We start from the raw sequence: 15,629 nt of genomic DNA, 5'->3' as shown, positions 1-15,629 counted from the left end.
CAGGGCCGCGCGAAACCTGATAATGAGAACGCACGTTACCAGCGCCCCGGTGGGGCGCTGCAGCAGCCGCCTGCCCCATGCGATGACACCAGAACAACACCAGCCCCCCGCGTTCACGGAGTCCGAGACGCTCCAGGACGCCCCCACCAGCCCGCGCTGGCTGGTGCTGGTGTTGCCGCCGCTGATGGCCTGCATGATGCTCGGGGCCACCGGCCTGTACTGGTACCGGGCGCACAGCGAGTCGGCGGACAAGCGGCTGCGCAATCTGCATGCGGCAACCGAGCAGATCGCCTACAACCTGCGCGACCGCATGGCCACCTACGAGGTGGTGCTCCGGGGCGTGCAGGGCTACATGGACGGGTCCGAGCGCATCGACCGGGCCGAATTCCACAACTATGTCGATGCCCTGCAGCTGCAGCAGACGCGGCCCGGCCTGCAAGGGGTGTCGCTGATCATGTACGTGCAGGGCAGTCCCCTGGAGGCCCATCTGGCGGACGTGCGGGGCCGGGGCTTTTCCGGCTACACCGTGCATCCGCCCGGCGAGCGCGCCCAGTACGCGCCCATCACCCACATCGAACCCCTGCAGGGGCGCAACCTGGAGGCCCTGGGCCTGGACGTCCTGACCCTGCCTGCAGCGCGCGAGGCGCTCGGGCGCGCGCGCGACACCGGCCGGCTGGCCCTGTCGGGGCTGCTCGGGGCCTTCGCGCCGGGCAGTACTCTGCAGGGCGAGCTGGGCATGTTCCTGCCGGTGTACGCCCCGGGCCTGGAGGCCGAGTCCCTGCCCACCCGCCGCCACGCGATCCGGGGGTGGGTGGCCGCCCCATTCCGGGTGGGTGACGTGGTCCAGGGGCTGGCGCGTGAGTTCGACCCCGACATTGCCCTGGCCATCTACGATGGCGTAGATCCCACGCCCGAAGCCCGGCTGTACGGCGACGCAGGGCTGCAGTCGCAAGCCCTGGCGCGCGGCGCGCTACCGATCCAGCGGCGCCTGGAGGTCGGCGGACGCAGCTGGACTCTGGTGATGGCGCCCTTGCCCGCATTCGATCTGCGCCATGACGACGACGGCTACTACCTGGTGGCGGTGATGGGGGTATTCGTGAGCCTGCTGCTGGGCTGGTTCGCCTGGGTCCTGGCCACCGGGCGGGAGCGCGCCATGGCACTGGCACGCCGCATGACGGCCGAGCTGCGCGGCACGCGCGATGACCTGGAAAGCACGCTCAACGCCATACCCGACCTGCTGTTCGAGCTGGACGCGCAGGGCCGCATCCACCATTGCCGCTCGGCGCGCCTGCAGCTGCCGGTGCTGGCGCCCGAGCGCTTTGTGGGCCACCGGCTGCAGGACATCGTGCCGCCCGGCGAGGCGGCCGGCAGCCTGGCTGCCGTGCAGGCCGCGCTTCAGAATGGCTACTCGGCGGGCCACCAGTTCCACCTGGAGCTGGAGGGGCGCACCCACTGGTTCGAGCTGTCCGTGGCCCGCAAGGACAGCGCCAACCCGGGCGCCGGCCCGCGCTTCGTGGCGCTGGCCCGCGACGTCACCGAGCGCAGGGTGGCGCAGGAGCGCACGCACCAGTTGGCCTACTTCGATGCCCTCACGGGCCTGCCCAACCGCCGCATGCTGCTCGACCGCCTGGGGCTGGCCCTGGCCGCCGCACGCCGCAGTGGCCAGGTCGGGGCGCTGCTGTATGTGGACCTGGACAATTTCAAGCAGATCAACGACGCGCGCGGCCACTCCCTGGGCGACCGCTTGCTGGTGGAGGTCACCCAGCGCCTGACGCACCTGCTGCGCCCCGGCGACACCGTGGCGCGCCTGGGGGGCGATGAGTTCGTGCTGCTGCTGCAGGGCATCGCAACCGACATGTCCACCGCAGGGCGGCAGGCCCTGCAGGTGGCCGAGCGCGTGCGCGAGGCGCTGGAGCAGCCCTACGCCATCGACACCCACCTCTACAGCAGCACGGGCAGCCTGGGGATCACGCTGTTTCCCAAGCGGGAGGAGGGCGTTGAAGACCTGCTGCGCGAGGCGGACACGGCCATGTACCGTGCCAAGGACCTGGGCCGCAACCGCATCCGCTTCTACGAGGCCGCCATGCAGGCCGACGTGCAGGAGCGCCTGGCGATGGAGCAGGACCTCAAGAAGGCCATGGCCGAAGGGCAACTGGCCGCATTCGTGCAGCCGCAGGTGGATGCGCAGGGCGTGGTGGTGGGCGGCGAGCTGCTCATGCGCTGGAGCCACCCGGTGCGCGGCAGCGTGCCGCCGGCGCGCTTCATCCCCATCGCCGAGTCCTCGGCGCTGATACTGCCCATGGGCGCGTGGATGATCGAGAAAGCCTGCGATGCGATTGCACAGCTGCAGGCCGCCCGGTTGGCCCGGGGCGGCGTGGGGGAGCCGCTGTCGATCTCGGTCAACGTCAGCCAGCGCCAGTTCCGGCAGGACGACTTCGTCGAGCGCGTGCGCAACGTGCTGGCCCAGACCGGGGCCACGCCGTCATGCCTGATCCTGGAGGTCACCGAAAGCCTGCTCATCGAGAACCTGGACGACACCATCGCCCGCATGACGGAGCTGGTGCAGCTCGGGGTGCGCTTTTCCATCGACGACTTCGGCACGGGCTATTCGAGCCTGGCCTACCTCAAGCGGCTGCCGCTGTACGAGCTCAAGATCGACAAGAGCTTCGTGCAGGACACGCCCGGCGACCCGAGCGACACGGCCATCGTGCAGTCCATCATCTCGGTGGCGCGCCACCTGGGCCTGCGCGTGGTGGCCGAAGGGGTGGAAACCCGTGCCCAGGCCGACTTCCTCGTGGCCAGCCACTGCGAATGCCTGCAGGGCTACCTGTTCTACCGGCCGGAGCCGCTGGATGGCTGGCTGAAAACCTATTTACGGTCTTAGACGGGTTCCGGGATCAGGGTGGTGGCCAGTGCCAGGGCATGCACCTCGCGTGCGGGCCGGTCCTTGAGCAGGTGGTTGCTCCAGACCTGGCGCCACAGACGTGCCCCGCGCAGGCCATGGCGCAGACCCAGCATGTGGCGGGCGATGTGCGGCCAGGGCGTGCCGTGCAGCGCGGCCTCACGCTCCATGTAGTCCACCATGGCCAGCTCGACCTCCTCGCGCGTCAGGGTGCAGGGCTCGCCGCCGTAGTAGAGCTGGTCCCAGCGGGCCAGCCACCAGGGGTTGTGGTAGGCCTCGCGGCCGATCATCACGCCGTCCAGGCGTGCCAGTTGCCCGTGCACCACCTCGTCGGCCTGGATGCCGCCGTTGATGGCAATCGTCAGGTGCGGGAAATCGGCCTTGAGCTGGTGCACCACCTCGTAGCGCAGCGGCGGGATGTCGCGGTTCTCCTTGGGCGACAGGCCCTGCAGCCAGGCATTGCGCGCATGCACGATGAACACCGAGCAGCCCGCATCGGCCACCGTGCCCACGAAATCGCGCACGAAGCCGTAGTCTTCGCCCTTGTCGATGCCGATGCGGTGCTTGACCGTCACGGGCACGTCCACCACATCCTTCATGGCCTTCACGCCATCGGCCACCAGCTGGGGCGCCTTCATCAGGCTGGCACCGAAGGCACCGCGCTGCACCCGGTCGCTCGGGCAGCCGCAGTTCAGGTTGATCTCGCCATAGCCCCATTGCGCACCGAGCCGCGCAGCCTCTGCCAGCCGGTCGGGCTCGTTGCCGCCCAGCTGCAGTGCCACAGGGTGCTCCTCGGCATTGAAGCGCAGGTGCCGCTCCGTACCGCCATGGATGATGGCGCCCGCGTTCACCATCTCGGTGTAGAGCAGGGTCTGGCGCGTCAGCAGCCGGTGGAAATAGCGGCAATGGCGGTCCGTCCAGTCCATCATCGGGGCCACGGACATGCGCCAGGGGCTGAAGATGGCTGGAGGAGCGGCGGCAGGGGAGGTGGGGCTGTTTTCCAAGGCGAGAAACCGGTGTTGCAAGGGCGAGGGGCTCCAAAGAGGTGCCGGCCTGCATTTTCTCAGGTCTTGGGTCAATATATTGGTTCAGGGGCTTCCGAGGCCCGAGACAGGCGTTCCTCTGCGCGAATTTGCACTCTGTTGACGCACATGGCCGCGCATTGTCTTTAGTATGGGGGAGCCGCATCCGGTGCTGCGAACGCCGCCGGGGCCGAATCAGCCATTTCTTTCTTTGAATCGCCTGCATGTGGAAGAACCCCGGTATCGCCGTAGCGATCGCCCCGTCCCAACTCACCGTCGGCCTGTACGTCTGGCTCGACATGCGCTGGGACGAGCACCCCTTCATCGCCAACCGCTTCATGGTCCGCACGGCGAAGGATGTGGCGGTGATCCAGTCCCTGGGCATCGAGGGCCAGCTGTACCACCACCCGGACCGGAGCACGGCGCAGCCGCTGCCCCTGGTGCCCGTGGCCGCGCACCCACCGGAGCCGGAGCACGCCGACGGGCAGGCCGCCCTGGCCGCCGAGGTGCGCCAGCGTGACCAGGCCAAAAAGGAAAAGCGCCAGCGCCAGCGAGACGCCGCGGCGCGCGCCGACCGGGCCTGGGAGGACGCCGCGCGACAGACCCGGGAGGCGCTGCTCACGCTCACGCGCTCGCCCAAGGCGGCGGGCCGGATCCTGGCCGACCTGTCGGGCGAGACGGCGGCCCGCATTGCCCAGAGCAAGGAGGTGCTGCTGCACCTGCTGGGCGACAAGAAGGACCAGGGGCCGCAGTTCCACGCGCTGAACGTGCTCACCCTGTGCATGCTGGTGGGCAAGAAGGCCGGCCTTGCCGAGCGCGAACTGGCCGACCTGGCCATGGCGGCGCTGGCGCACGACGTGGGCAAGTCCAAGGTGCCGCCGCAGCTGTTCAAGACCTCCCGGCGCAAGCGCCACGAGGAGGAGTTCGTGCGCCAGCATGTGATGTACAGCACCCAGCTGGCGTCAGACTCGGGCGCCTTCAGCAAGGAGGCGCTGGCCTGCATCGCCAGCCACCACGAGGCGGCCGATGGTTCGGGCTGGCCGCGCGGCCAGCGCGAAACCCAGCGCCTGGCGCTGATCCTGGCGCTGGTCAACCGGTATGACAACTTGTGCTCGCCCGAGGCCCGCGACGTCGAGCCGCTGATGCCGGCCGAGGCGCTGGCGCACATGTTCAAGAACGAATCGGGCCAGCACGACCCGGCACTGCTCAGTTCGCTCATCAAGCTGCTGGGCGTGTACCCGCCGGGCACGGTGGTCCAGCTCACCGATGGCGCGCTGGCGCTGGTGGTGGCCCCGGGGCCCGAGGCCCTGCGCCCCCAGGTGCTGGTCTACACCCCCGAAATCTCCAAGGACGAGGCGCCGCTGGTGGAGCTGCACACCGAGCCCGACATCCGCGTGGCCGAAGCGATCCGGCCGTCCACGTTGCCTGCCGAGGTGCTCGACTGGCTCAATCCGCAGCAGCGGCTGTCGTACTTCTACTCGGTCGAGGACTGAGTTCTTCCCCCGTGCACTACCTGCGGACGGTGAAGTCCTCGTTGATGTAGACCAACGGGTCCATGGGGCTCTCATCCCCACAATTGAATCCGCGCAGGCGCAGGACGGCAGGCTGCTTGAGCGGCGCCTTCAGGTCCTTGCGCTTCTTGCCGGCAATGCGGGTGTAAATGGCGACCTTGGCCAGGTAGTTGACGCTGGCCCGGTAGGACGATCGGGCGTCGTAGTTCTCCGCCAGGTCTTCCCTGCCGATGAGCTCGAAATCCCGGAGCTTGGGGTTGTAGCGGAACTGCATCGTGAAGCTGTCCATGCCCGAAGATTCAGCGCGCCAGACCCCCTGGACCAAGAGGGAGGTCGCGGTGATCTCAAGGTTGTAGCCCTTGTTTGCCTCGCAGAACTGTCCAGAGACGGAAAGCGGGGTGTAGCCGCCGCCCGGCGTGCCGGCCAGCACCAGAAGCCGTTCCTCGCGCGGACCTTCCCCGGAGAGGTTGACCACCACCGCCGCCAGGTCCGCGATCCCATCACCGTCGAGGTCACCTTTGGCGCTGGTCCAGATGCTGAATCCCTTGGTGGGCAGGGCCGTATCAACGGCGGCCTGCAGCTGGGCAGCGCGCTGTGCGGCGGTGTCCTGCGCCAGGGAGGCACCCGCAGCACAAACCAGGGCGGCAACGGTGCATGGCAAGCGCCGAGAAATCATGGCGCAAGTCTACAACCCCAGGGGCCAGGTCCGCACGGTCCCGGTTCAGCGCGCCCCTGGTTTTTGCTGGTACATGCCCTCAATGGCCTGCCCGAAGTGCACCATGAGCGGGGCGCGCTTGAGCTTGAGCGTGGGCGTCATGAAGCCGTTCTCGATGCTCCAGGGCGCCAGCGTCAGGTGCACGGCGCGCGGCACGGCATAGCGCGCGAAGCTGGCCGTGCTCTTTTCGATGCGCGCCAGCACGGCGCGGTGCACGGCAGGGTGGTTCAGCCTCTCGGGGTCGGCTGCGGCCAGGCCCAGGTCGCCGGCCAGGCGCTGCCACTCGTCGCGCTTGAGCACGGCCACGCAGGCGATGAAGGGGCGGTTCTCGCCCACCACGAAGGCCTGCTCCAGCAGCGGGTCGGCCAGCAGGGCCAGTTCCAGGTCGCCCGGGGGCACCTTCTCACCGGTGGAGGTGACGATGATCTCCTTGATGCGGCCGCGGATGAAGATGCGCCCGTCCACGATGTCGGCCTGATCGCCCGTGCCCAACCAGCCATCGGCCGACAGAATGCGTGCCGTGTCCTCGGGGCGCTTCCAGTAGCCCTGCATCACGATGGGGCCGCGCACCTGCAGCTCGCGGTTCTCGCCGATCCGCACCTCCACGCCGGGCAGGGCGCGCCCCACGCAGGCCGGGTCGTTGTCCTGGAGCGAGTTCACCGACACCACCGGCGCCGTCTCGGTCATGCCGTAGCCCTGCACCAGCGGCAGGCCCAGGCCCAGAAAGCACTTGGCGATGGTGGGCGACAGCGGCGCGCCGCCGCTCACGGCCACGCGCACGCGGCCGCCGAACTGGGCCAGCAGGGGCTTGGCCACCAGGGCCTGGAGCAGGCCCCAGGGCAGGACGGCCATCCAGCCGCCGGCTTGGTCGTCTTCGGGCCGGGCCAGCCCCTGCGCGGCGCAGAACTGCTGCCAGCCGCGGGCCTGGGCGGCCTCGTAGAGCTGCATCTTCCAGGGCGATGGCGAGAGCTTTTCGAGCAGCTTGGCGTGGATGCGCTCGTAGATGCGTGGCACCGAGACCAGCACCGTGGGGCGAATAGTCTGCAGGTCCTCGGCCAATTGCTGCACCGAGCGGGCATAGGCCACACAGCTGCCGGCCGCGATCGGCAGGTAGTAGCCGCCCGTGCGCTCGAAGGTGTGCGACAGCGGCAAAAAGGACAGGAACACGTCGTCCACCGTGGGGGCGATGCGCTCGAGCACGGCCTTCACGTCGCTCACCACGTTGCGGTGCGTGAGCATCACGCCCTTGGGCTTGCCGGTGGTGCCCGAGGTGTAGACGATGGCGGCCAGGTCTTCGGGGCCGGGGGCCTGCGGCGGGGCCTGTTCCACCGCCTGGGCGGCGCCTTCGAGCCATTGCGCAAGCGAGCCCACGGCGGGGCTGTGCGCGCTGGGAGCGCTGGCCTTGAACGAGGCGTCCGTGTCGGTCACGATCACCGCCCTTAGTGCGGGGAAGTCGGTGCCCGCGGCGCGGATCTTCTCCCACTGCTGGGCACTGCCCACAATGAGCATCGACGCCTCGCAATCGGCCAGGATGTAGGCAATGCTGCCGGGGTTGTCGATGGCGTGCAGCGGCACGGGCACGCAGTTGCTGGCCAGGGTGGACTGGTCGGCGCACATGGCGTCCAGGCCATTGGGCAGCAGGATGGCCACGCGGGCACCGGCCGGCAGTTGCAGGGCCACCAGGGCCCGCGACCAGCGGGCTACATGGGCGGCGGTCTCGGCCCAGGTCCAGGTCAGCCAGGCCTGGCTGGCGGCATCGAAGGCGCGAAAGGCAGGGGCGTCGGGCGTCAGGCTGGCGCGCCACGAGAGAAGCTGGGGCAGCGTCTGGACGCTGCCAATGTCGGGAAGGGAAGAGGTCATCGGATGGTTGGGTGCCGGGGCGGCGTGCGCCGTGCCAAGGTGGTGCCATGCTGCACTATCCTGGGGAAAACCCGCGGAATCATACCCATCCGGGCGGCACAAGCTGTGCTTCTTTGTTTCGCGCGCCAAAGAGTGCTCTGGGGGCGGGCCCCGGTTGGCCACAATCCCTCCATTGCCACAGCTGCGTCCTGCCTGCCCGCGCCCCCTTCGGTCCATGGATCCCATCACCATCTTTATCGTCGCGACGCTGATGATGCTGGCCAATGGTGCGGTGCTGGGTTTCATGCACAAGGACTTGCCGGTGTCGCTGCAGCCCTGTGCCGAAACCTGGCGCATCGCCACCTTGCTGCTGGCAGGCAGCGCCGTGCTGTATGCCGTGCAGTACGAATTGCCCCTGGGCCTGGTCTCGCCCATGGCCAATGGCATGGTGATGCTCGGCTGCACGGGCTACTGGCGTGCGCTGCGCCAGTTCGATGGCGTGCCGGACCGCTGGTGGATGCTGCTGCCGGCCGTGGCGGGCATTGGCGGCGTGGTGTGGTTCGCGGGGGTGCGGCCCGATACGCCCAGCCGCATCCTGCTGCTGTCGGGCGTGGTGGCTTTCGTGCTGATGGCTGGCACCCTGCAGCTGGTGCGGGGTGGCACTGGGGAGCGGGCGCGCAGCCGCAGGGCGCTGGCGGGCCTGTTTTTTCTGGTCGGCCTGTTCGTGGCCTTTCGCGCCGCGTACTTCCTGGTGCGGCGCGTGGGGCCGTCGTTCGACATCACCGGCGAGGGCGCCTGGATCAACGCGGCCAGCCCGCTGGTCACGGCCCTGTTGCCCGTGGTGGGCACCACGGCCTTCTTGTTCATGTGCTCGCAGCGCATCGGCCGCCAGTGGGAGCTGGCCGCTGCCACCGACTACCTGACGGGCCTGGCCAACCGCCGCACCTTGCTCGCCGAAGGCGCGAAGCGCTTTGCCACGGCACGCCAGGGCGGCAGCCGCCTGGCCCTGGCACTGATCGACGTGGACCACTTCAAGGCCATCAACGATGGCCACGGGCACGAGGTGGGCGATAGGGCCCTGCAGCATGTGGCCGGGCAACTGCAGGCCTCGGCGCGCTGGCTGGACTTCGTGGCCCGCCACGGGGGAGAAGAGTTCGTGGTGCTGCTGGACGTGGCCCAGCATGGCGACGCCCATGCGGCCGGAGAGCGGCTGCGCCTGGCCGTGGCGGGCACGCCGTTCACCACGGGTGGGACATCGTTGCCGATCACCATTTCTGCGGGTATCGCGGCGCAGGCAGATGGCGATGCCAGCCTGGACCAGATGCTGCGCCGCGCCGACGATGCGCTGTACGCCGCCAAGCGCAGGGGGCGCAACCGGGTGGAAATGGCGGAAGGCTGACCGAGCAGCAGGTGCCGGGAGGGCGTCACACGGATTTGCATTCAACCGTATAACTAGGCGGGAAGCCGCAGACAGTGCTGTAGCACGGTAAGGCGGACCAACGAAGTTAGACGGTTGAAGGCAAATCCGTATCAGGCCGCTGCTTCCAGCCCCTGGGCGAAGTGGGCCTGCATGGCCTGGGCCGTGGCGGCGCCATCGCGCCGGGCCAGGGCGGTCATCACGGCGCGGTGCTCGTTCAGCGAATCCTCGATGCGGCCCTGCTTGAGCAGCGAGTTGTGGCGGTTGAGCTTCATCACCTTGCGCAGGTCGGCCACCATCTGGCTGCGCCAGCGGTTGTCGGCCAGCTCCAGCACCCGCATGTGAAAGCGCTCGTTCACGGCAAAGAAGCGCTCGCGCTCGCCGGCGGCTGCCTCCAGCTCGGCGTGCAGGCCCTGCAGCTCCTGCAACTGCGCCGGGGTGGCGCTGGTGGCCACCACGGCGGCGGCATCGCTCTCCAGCAGGCTGAGCAGGTGGTACACGTCGCGCAGGTCCTTGTCCGACATCTCCGTCACATAGGCACCACGGCGCACCTTCATTGTGACCAGGCCTTCGGCGGCCAGCACCTTGAGCGCCTCGCGCAGGGGCGTGCGGCTGATGCCGAATTCCTCGGCGATCTTGAGCTCGTCGATCCAGCTGCCGGGCTCCAGCTCGCGGCGGAAGATGCGCTGGCGCAGTTGCTCAGCCACTTCTTCGTACAGGGCGCGGGGCGTGAGGGTCAGTGCAGACATGGGTGGATTGTAAGCTGCGAAGAATATTTTGAATCAATAATTATGAATGATGTAAACTTGCCGCCACATCGGGAACAGCCCTGACAACGTCCAACGCTTCCTCGGAGACCGCTTCGCCATGAGTGCCACGCCCCCCCACAGCCCCCCTGAATTCGCTGCCGCCTCGCTCGAGGCCTGGGCGAAAGCCGCCGCCAAGTCGGCACCGGGTGGCGATGTCAATGCGCTGAACTGGGTCACCCCCGACGGCATCACCGTCAAGCCGCTGTACACCGCGGCGGACACGGCCGACCTGCCATACGCCAACACCTTGCCGGGCTTCGAGCCCTACCTGCGCGGCCCCCAGGCCACCATGTACGCCGTGCGCCCCTGGACCATCCGCCAGTACGCGGGCTTTTCTACCGCAGAGGAATCCAACGCCTTCTACCGCAAGGCGCTGGCCGCCGGCGGGCAGGGCGTGAGCGTGGCGTTCGACCTGGCCACGCACCGCGGCTACGACAGCGACCACCCGCGCGTGACCGGCGACGTGGGCAAGGCCGGCGTGGCCATCGATTCGGTGGAGGACATGAAGATCCTGTTCGACCAGATCCCGCTGGACAAGGTGTCCGTGTCGATGACCATGAACGGCGCCGTACTGCCCGTGCTGGCCGGCTACGTGGTGGCGGCCGAAGAGCAGGGCGTGAGCCAGGACCAGTTGAGCGGAACCATTCAGAACGACATTCTGAAAGAGTTCATGGTGCGCAACACCTACATCTACCCGCCCAAGCCGAGCATGCGCATCATCGGCGACATCATCGGCTACACGGCACGCAACATGCCGAAGTTCAACTCCATCTCGATCTCCGGCTACCACATGCAGGAGGCGGGCGCCAACCAGGCGCTGGAGCTGGCCTTCACGCTGGCCGACGGCAAGGAGTACGTGAAGACCGCCATCGCTTCGGGCCTGGACGTGGACGAGTTCGCTGGCCGGCTGTCGTTCTTCTGGGCCATCGGCATGAACTTCTACCTCGAAGTGGCCAAGATGCGCGCCGCGCGCCTGCTGTGGTGCCGCATCATGAAGGAGACCGGCGCCAAGAACCCCAAGAGCCTGATGCTGCGCACCCACTGCCAGACCAGCGGCTGGAGCCTGACCGAGCAGGACCCCTACAACAACATCGTGCGCACCACCATCGAAGCCATGGCGGCGGTGTTCGGCGGCACGCAGAGCCTGCACACCAATGCGCTCGACGAAGCCATTGCCCTGCCCACCGAGTTCTCCTCGCGCATCGCGCGCAACACGCAGCTCATCATCCAGGAAGAGACGCACATCACCAACGTGGTCGACCCCTGGGCCGGCAGCTACATGATGGAAAAGCTCACGCAGGACATGATGGATGCCGCCTGGAAGATCATCGAAGAGGTCGAGGCCATGGGCGGCATGACGCAGGCGGTGGACAGCGGCTGGGCCAAGCTCAAGATCGAGGCCGCCGCCGCCGAGAAGCAGGCACGCATCGACAGCGGCAATGATGTGATCGTGGGCGTCAACAAGTACAAGCTCCAAAAGGAAGACCCGGTCGACATCCTGCAGATCGACAACGTGATGGTGCGCGACGGCCAGATCGCGCGCCTCAAGGACATCCGCGCCAAGCGCGACACGGCCAAGGTGCAGGAAGCGCTCGACGTGCTCACCTCGGCCGCCGAGACCGGCGAGGGCAACCTGCTGGACCTGGCCATCAAGGCCGTGCGCCTGCGCGCCACGGTGGGCGAGGTGTCGGACGCGCTCGAAAAGATCTACGGGCGCCACCGCGCCGATACGCAAAAGGTGACCGGTGTGTACGCTGCCGCCTATGACTCGGCCGAGGGCTGGGACAAGCTCAAGAGCGAGATCAGCGATTTTGCCGAGGCCGAAGGCCGCCGCCCGCGCGTGATGATCGCCAAGCTCGGCCAGGACGGCCACGACCGCGGCGCCAAGGTGGTGGCCACGGCCTTTGCCGACCTGGGCTTCGACGTGGACATGGGCCCGCTGTTCCAGACCCCCGAGGAATGCGCGCGCCAGGCCATCGAGAACGACGTGCACGCCGTGGGCGTGAGCACGCTGGCCGCTGGCCACAAGACCCTTGTGCCGGCCATCATCCAGTCGCTCAAGGACCAGGGGGCGGACGACATCATCGTCTTCGTCGGCGGCGTGATCCCGGCGCAGGACTACGACTTTCTGTACGAGGCCGGCGTCAAGGGCGTCTACGGACCGGGCACGCCCATCCCGGCCAGCGCGAAGGATGTGCTCGAACAGATCCGCAAGGCCATTGCCGCATGAGCGTGCGCCAGACCAGGGGCCGCACGGGAGCCGCCCGATGAGTGCACCCGTGTTCGTGCTGCACCCCGTTGCCGAAGACGACTTCGAGCCGATGCTGAAGCTGCGTACCGCCGCCATGCGCGAGAGCCTGGAGCGCGTGGGCCGCTACACGCCCGAGCGCTCGCGTGAGCGCCTGCGCGCCGCCTTCACCCCGGAGCACATGCAGCATCTGGCCTCGCCCGGCGGCCAGCGCATGGGCTTTGTCACGGTGCTGCCCGAAGGGGCGGGAATCCTGCGGCTGCAGCATCTGTACCTGCACCCCGACTGGCAGGGCAGCGGCATCGGCGCTGCGGTGCTGGCCAGCGTGCAAGACCGTGCGCGCCTTGAAGGCGCCGTGCTGCGCGTGACGGCGCTCAAGCACAGCAATGCCAACCGCTTCTACCTGCGCCACGGCTTCGTGCAGACCGGCGAGGAGGATGTGGACGTGCACTACGAGTGGCGGGCCGGGGAGGCTGTGGAATGAACTCCCCCCTGCCTTTGGCCGACCTCAAGCCTCCTTCCAGCACATGGTTCGATGGCATTCTGCACGGCACCCAGCCCGTGCAGCGCCGCGCCATGGCCAAGGCCATCACCCTGCTCGAATCCACCCGCGCCGACCACCGTGCGCAGGGGGACGAGTTGCTCACCGCGCTGCTGCCCTACACGGGCAAGGCATTCCGCCTGGGCATCAGCGGCGTGCCGGGCGTGGGCAAGTCCACCTTCATCGAGGCGCTGGGCCTGTTCCTCATCAACCGCGGGCACCGCGTGGCGGTGCTCACCATCGACCCGTCGAGCACGGTGTCAGGCGGCTCCATCCTGGGCGACAAGACGCGCATGGAGCAGCTGTCCATGCGCGAAGAGGCCTACATCCGCCCCAGCCCGTCGAGCGGCACCCTGGGCGGCGTGGCCGAGAAGACGCGCGAGGCCATGCTGGTCTGCGAGGCCGCCGGCTACGACGTGGTGATGGTCGAGACCGTGGGCGTGGGCCAGAGCGAGATCGCCGTGGCCGGCATGACCGACATGTTCGTTCTGCTGCAGCTGCCCAATGCGGGCGACGACCTGCAGGCCATCAAGAAGGGGGTGATGGAAATCGCCGACCTGGTGGCCATCAACAAGGCCGACATCGACAAGAATGCCGCCACCCGGGCCCAGGCGCAGATCACCTCCAGCCTGCGCCTCCTGGGCATGCACGGCAACCCCGACCATGCCACGCACGGCGCCCTGTGGCAGCCGCGCGTGGTGCAGATCAGCGCGCTGCTGGGGCAGGGCGTGGACGGCTTCTGGGATGCCGTCACCCAGTTCCGCACCCAGCAGACCGACAACGGCCGCCTGGCCCTGCGCCGCGAAAAGCAGTCGCTGGCCTGGATGTGGGAGCGCATCGACACCGGGCTCAAGCAGGCGTTTCGCCAGCATCCGCAGGTGCGCGGCCTGCTGCCCGCGCTGCAGACCGACGTGGCCGCGGGGCGCATCGCGGCATCCACCGCTGCGCGCACGCTGCTGGCCGCATCCCATACCGCTACACCCTAGATAGACAACCACAGCCATTTCACCGAAAGAGCGACCATGCAAGACATCCTGGAGCAACTGGAGAAGAAGCGCGCCCTGGCGCGCCTGGGCGGCGGGCAAAAGCGCATCGATGCGCAGCACGCCAAGGGCAAGCTCACGGCGCGCGAGCGCATCGAGCTGCTGCTGGACGACAACACCTTCGAAGAGTGGGACATGTTCGTCGAGCACCGCTGCACCGACTTCGGCATGGAGGACAACAAGATCCCCGGCGATGGCGTGGTCACCGGCTACGGCATGATCAATGGCCGCCTGGTGTTCGTCTTCAGCCAGGACTTCACCGTCTTCGGCGGTGCCCTGAGCGAGACGCATGCCGAGAAGATCTGCAAGGTGATGGACCAGGCCATGAAGGTCGGCGCCCCGGTCATCGGCATCAACGACTCGGGCGGCGCGCGCATCCAGGAGGGCGTGGCCTCGCTGGGCGGCTATGCCGACGTGTTCCAGAAGAACGTGCTGGCCAGCGGCGTGATCCCGCAGATCAGCATGATCATGGGCCCCTGCGCCGGCGGCGCCGTGTACTCGCCGGCCATGACGGACTTCATCTTCATGGTCAAGGACTCGAGCTACATGTTCGTGACCGGCCCCGAGGTGGTCAAGACCGTGACGCACGAGGAAGTCACCGCCGAGGAGCTGGGCGGCGCCGGCACCCACACCACGCGCAGCGGTGTGGCCGACATGGCCTTCGAGAACGACGTGGAGGCGCTGATGATGCTGCGCCGCCTGTACAACTACCTGCCGCTGAACAACCGCGAGAAGGCGCCCGTGCGCCCCAGCAACGACCCGGCCGACCGCATGGACCGCAGCCTCGACACCCTGGTGCCCGAGAACGCCAACAAACCCTACGACATGAAGGAGCTGATCGCCAAGGTGGTGGACGACGGCGACTTCTTCGAGCTGCAGCCCGACTACGCCAAGAACATCGTGATCGGCCTGGCGCGCATGGAAGGCCAGACCGTGGGCATCGTCGCCAACCAGCCGCTGGTGCTGGCAGGGTGCCTCGATATCAAGAGCTCCATCAAGGCCGCGCGCTTCGTGCGCTTTTGCGATGCCTTCAACATCCCCGTGGTCACCTTCGTGGACGTGCCCGGCTTCATGCCCGGCACCAGCCAGGAGTACGGCGGCATCATCAAGCACGGCGCCAAGCTGCTGTATGCGTACGCCGAATGCACCGTGCCCAAGATCACCGTCATCACGCGCAAGGCCTATGGCGGCGCCTACGACGTGATGAGCTCCAAGCACCTGCGCGGCGACGTGAACCTGGCCTGGCCCAACGCCGAGATCGCCGTGATGGGTGCCAAGGGCGCGGTGGAGATCATCTTCCGCGAGGACAAGAACGACCCGGTGAAGCTGGCTGCGCGCGAAGCCGAGTACAAGGAGCGCTTTGCCAACCCCTTCGTGGCCAGCGCGCGCGGCTTCATCGACGACGTGATCCTGCCGCACGAAACGCGCAAGCGCATCTGCCGCAGCCTGGTCATGCTGCGCGACAAGAAGCTTGAGAACCCATGGCGCAAGCACGGCAACATTCCTCTCTGAGCGGCACTGCCACAGCCCTTGAGGCGTCGTTGCCGAGCCTGGTCGTAGCGCTGCTACTGCCTGCGGCCCG

Annotated in this window: 11 protein-coding genes; 7 read left to right on the top strand and 4 right to left on the bottom strand. The window is 68.0% G+C overall.

Going from position 1 to position 15,629, the window contains the following annotated elements:
• The first annotated feature begins 22 nt into the window (after positions 1–22).
• On the top strand, positions 23–2,884 hold the full coding sequence (locus ACSQ9E_RS12230; protein ID WP_436178397.1) for a bifunctional diguanylate cyclase/phosphodiesterase: 2,862 nt from the start codon (positions 23–25) through the stop codon (positions 2,882–2,884).
• Here the strand turns inward: ACSQ9E_RS12230 and dusA are convergent.
• Complete coding sequence (dusA, locus tag ACSQ9E_RS12225; RefSeq protein ID WP_436178398.1) at positions 2,881–3,906, bottom strand: tRNA dihydrouridine(20/20a) synthase DusA; 1,026 nt, start codon at positions 3,904–3,906, stop codon at positions 2,881–2,883. The genes ACSQ9E_RS12230 and dusA overlap by 4 nt on opposite strands.
• Positions 3,907–4,148: 242 nt before the next feature.
• On the opposite strand from dusA, the gene ACSQ9E_RS12220 reads away from it, so the two are divergent.
• A complete protein-coding gene (locus ACSQ9E_RS12220) occupies positions 4,149–5,417 on the top strand; it encodes an HD-GYP domain-containing protein (RefSeq protein ID WP_436217936.1) in 1,269 nt (422 codons plus the stop codon).
• A gap of 16 nt (positions 5,418–5,433) precedes the next feature.
• Here the strand turns inward: ACSQ9E_RS12220 and ACSQ9E_RS12215 are convergent, their stop codons facing one another.
• Complete coding sequence (locus ACSQ9E_RS12215) at positions 5,434–6,096, bottom strand: hypothetical protein (protein WP_436178400.1); 663 nt, start codon at positions 6,094–6,096, stop codon at positions 5,434–5,436.
• Positions 6,097–6,156: 60 nt separating this feature from the next.
• A complete protein-coding gene (locus ACSQ9E_RS12210; RefSeq protein WP_436217935.1) occupies positions 6,157–8,010 on the bottom strand; it encodes an AMP-dependent synthetase/ligase in 1,854 nt (617 codons plus the stop codon).
• A gap of 214 nt (positions 8,011–8,224) precedes the next feature.
• Here ACSQ9E_RS12210 and ACSQ9E_RS12205 point away from each other — a divergent pair, with 214 nt between their 5' ends.
• Entirely contained in the window at positions 8,225–9,388 is a 1,164-nt protein-coding gene (locus ACSQ9E_RS12205; protein ID WP_436217934.1) for a GGDEF domain-containing protein, read from the top strand.
• 131 nt (positions 9,389–9,519) lie between these two features.
• On the opposite strand, the gene ACSQ9E_RS12200 is transcribed toward ACSQ9E_RS12205, so the two are convergent.
• Entirely contained in the window at positions 9,520–10,155 is a 636-nt protein-coding gene (locus ACSQ9E_RS12200; RefSeq protein ID WP_436217933.1) for a GntR family transcriptional regulator, read from the bottom strand.
• A gap of 118 nt (positions 10,156–10,273) precedes the next feature.
• Here ACSQ9E_RS12200 and scpA point away from each other — a divergent pair, with 118 nt between their 5' ends.
• Genes scpA through ACSQ9E_RS12180 form a run of 4 tightly spaced genes read left to right on the top strand, consistent with a single transcriptional unit; the run spans position 10,274 to position 15,559 of the window.
• A complete protein-coding gene (gene scpA / locus ACSQ9E_RS12195) occupies positions 10,274–12,445 on the top strand; it encodes a methylmalonyl-CoA mutase (protein ID WP_436217932.1) in 2,172 nt (723 codons plus the stop codon).
• A gap of 37 nt (positions 12,446–12,482) precedes the next feature.
• On the top strand, positions 12,483–12,947 hold the full coding sequence (locus ACSQ9E_RS12190; protein ID WP_436217931.1) for a GNAT family N-acetyltransferase: 465 nt from the start codon (positions 12,483–12,485) through the stop codon (positions 12,945–12,947).
• Entirely contained in the window at positions 12,944–13,990 is a 1,047-nt protein-coding gene (gene meaB, locus ACSQ9E_RS12185) for a methylmalonyl Co-A mutase-associated GTPase MeaB (protein WP_436217930.1), read from the top strand. Before ACSQ9E_RS12190 ends, meaB begins: the two co-directional genes overlap by 4 nt.
• Before the next feature lie 36 nt (positions 13,991–14,026).
• Complete coding sequence (locus tag ACSQ9E_RS12180) at positions 14,027–15,559, top strand: acyl-CoA carboxylase subunit beta (RefSeq protein ID WP_057204367.1); 1,533 nt, start codon at positions 14,027–14,029, stop codon at positions 15,557–15,559.
• The last annotated feature ends 70 nt before the right edge of the window (positions 15,560–15,629 follow it).

The organism is Acidovorax sp. LjRoot118 (assembly GCF_964253575.1).
GTDB lineage: Bacteria > Pseudomonadota > Gammaproteobacteria > Burkholderiales > Burkholderiaceae_C > Acidovorax.
The sequence above is the reverse complement of the archived record's forward strand: the minus strand, read 5'-3'. Positions and strand labels throughout refer to the sequence as shown.

What these genes read in the sequence shown, in the direction of transcription:
- meaB (WP_436217930.1), top strand. Translation starts at nt 12,944, where the DNA reads ATGAACTCCCCCCTGCCTTTGGCCGACCTCAAGCCTCCTTCCAGCACA.
- ACSQ9E_RS12180 (WP_057204367.1), top strand. Translation starts at nt 14,027, where the DNA reads ATGCAAGACATCCTGGAGCAACTGGAGAAGAAGCGCGCCCTGGCGCGC.
- ACSQ9E_RS12205 (WP_436217934.1), top strand. Translation starts at nt 8,225, where the DNA reads ATGGATCCCATCACCATCTTTATCGTCGCGACGCTGATGATGCTGGCC.
- ACSQ9E_RS12230 (WP_436178397.1), top strand. Translation starts at nt 23, where the DNA reads ATGAGAACGCACGTTACCAGCGCCCCGGTGGGGCGCTGCAGCAGCCGC.
- ACSQ9E_RS12200 (WP_436217933.1), bottom strand. Translation starts at nt 10,155, where the DNA reads ATGTCTGCACTGACCCTCACGCCCCGCGCCCTGTACGAAGAAGTGGCT.
- scpA (WP_436217932.1), top strand. Translation starts at nt 10,274, where the DNA reads ATGAGTGCCACGCCCCCCCACAGCCCCCCTGAATTCGCTGCCGCCTCG.
- ACSQ9E_RS12190 (WP_436217931.1), top strand. Translation starts at nt 12,483, where the DNA reads ATGAGTGCACCCGTGTTCGTGCTGCACCCCGTTGCCGAAGACGACTTC.
- ACSQ9E_RS12210 (WP_436217935.1), bottom strand. Translation starts at nt 8,010, where the DNA reads ATGACCTCTTCCCTTCCCGACATTGGCAGCGTCCAGACGCTGCCCCAG.
- ACSQ9E_RS12220 (WP_436217936.1), top strand. Translation starts at nt 4,149, where the DNA reads ATGTGGAAGAACCCCGGTATCGCCGTAGCGATCGCCCCGTCCCAACTC.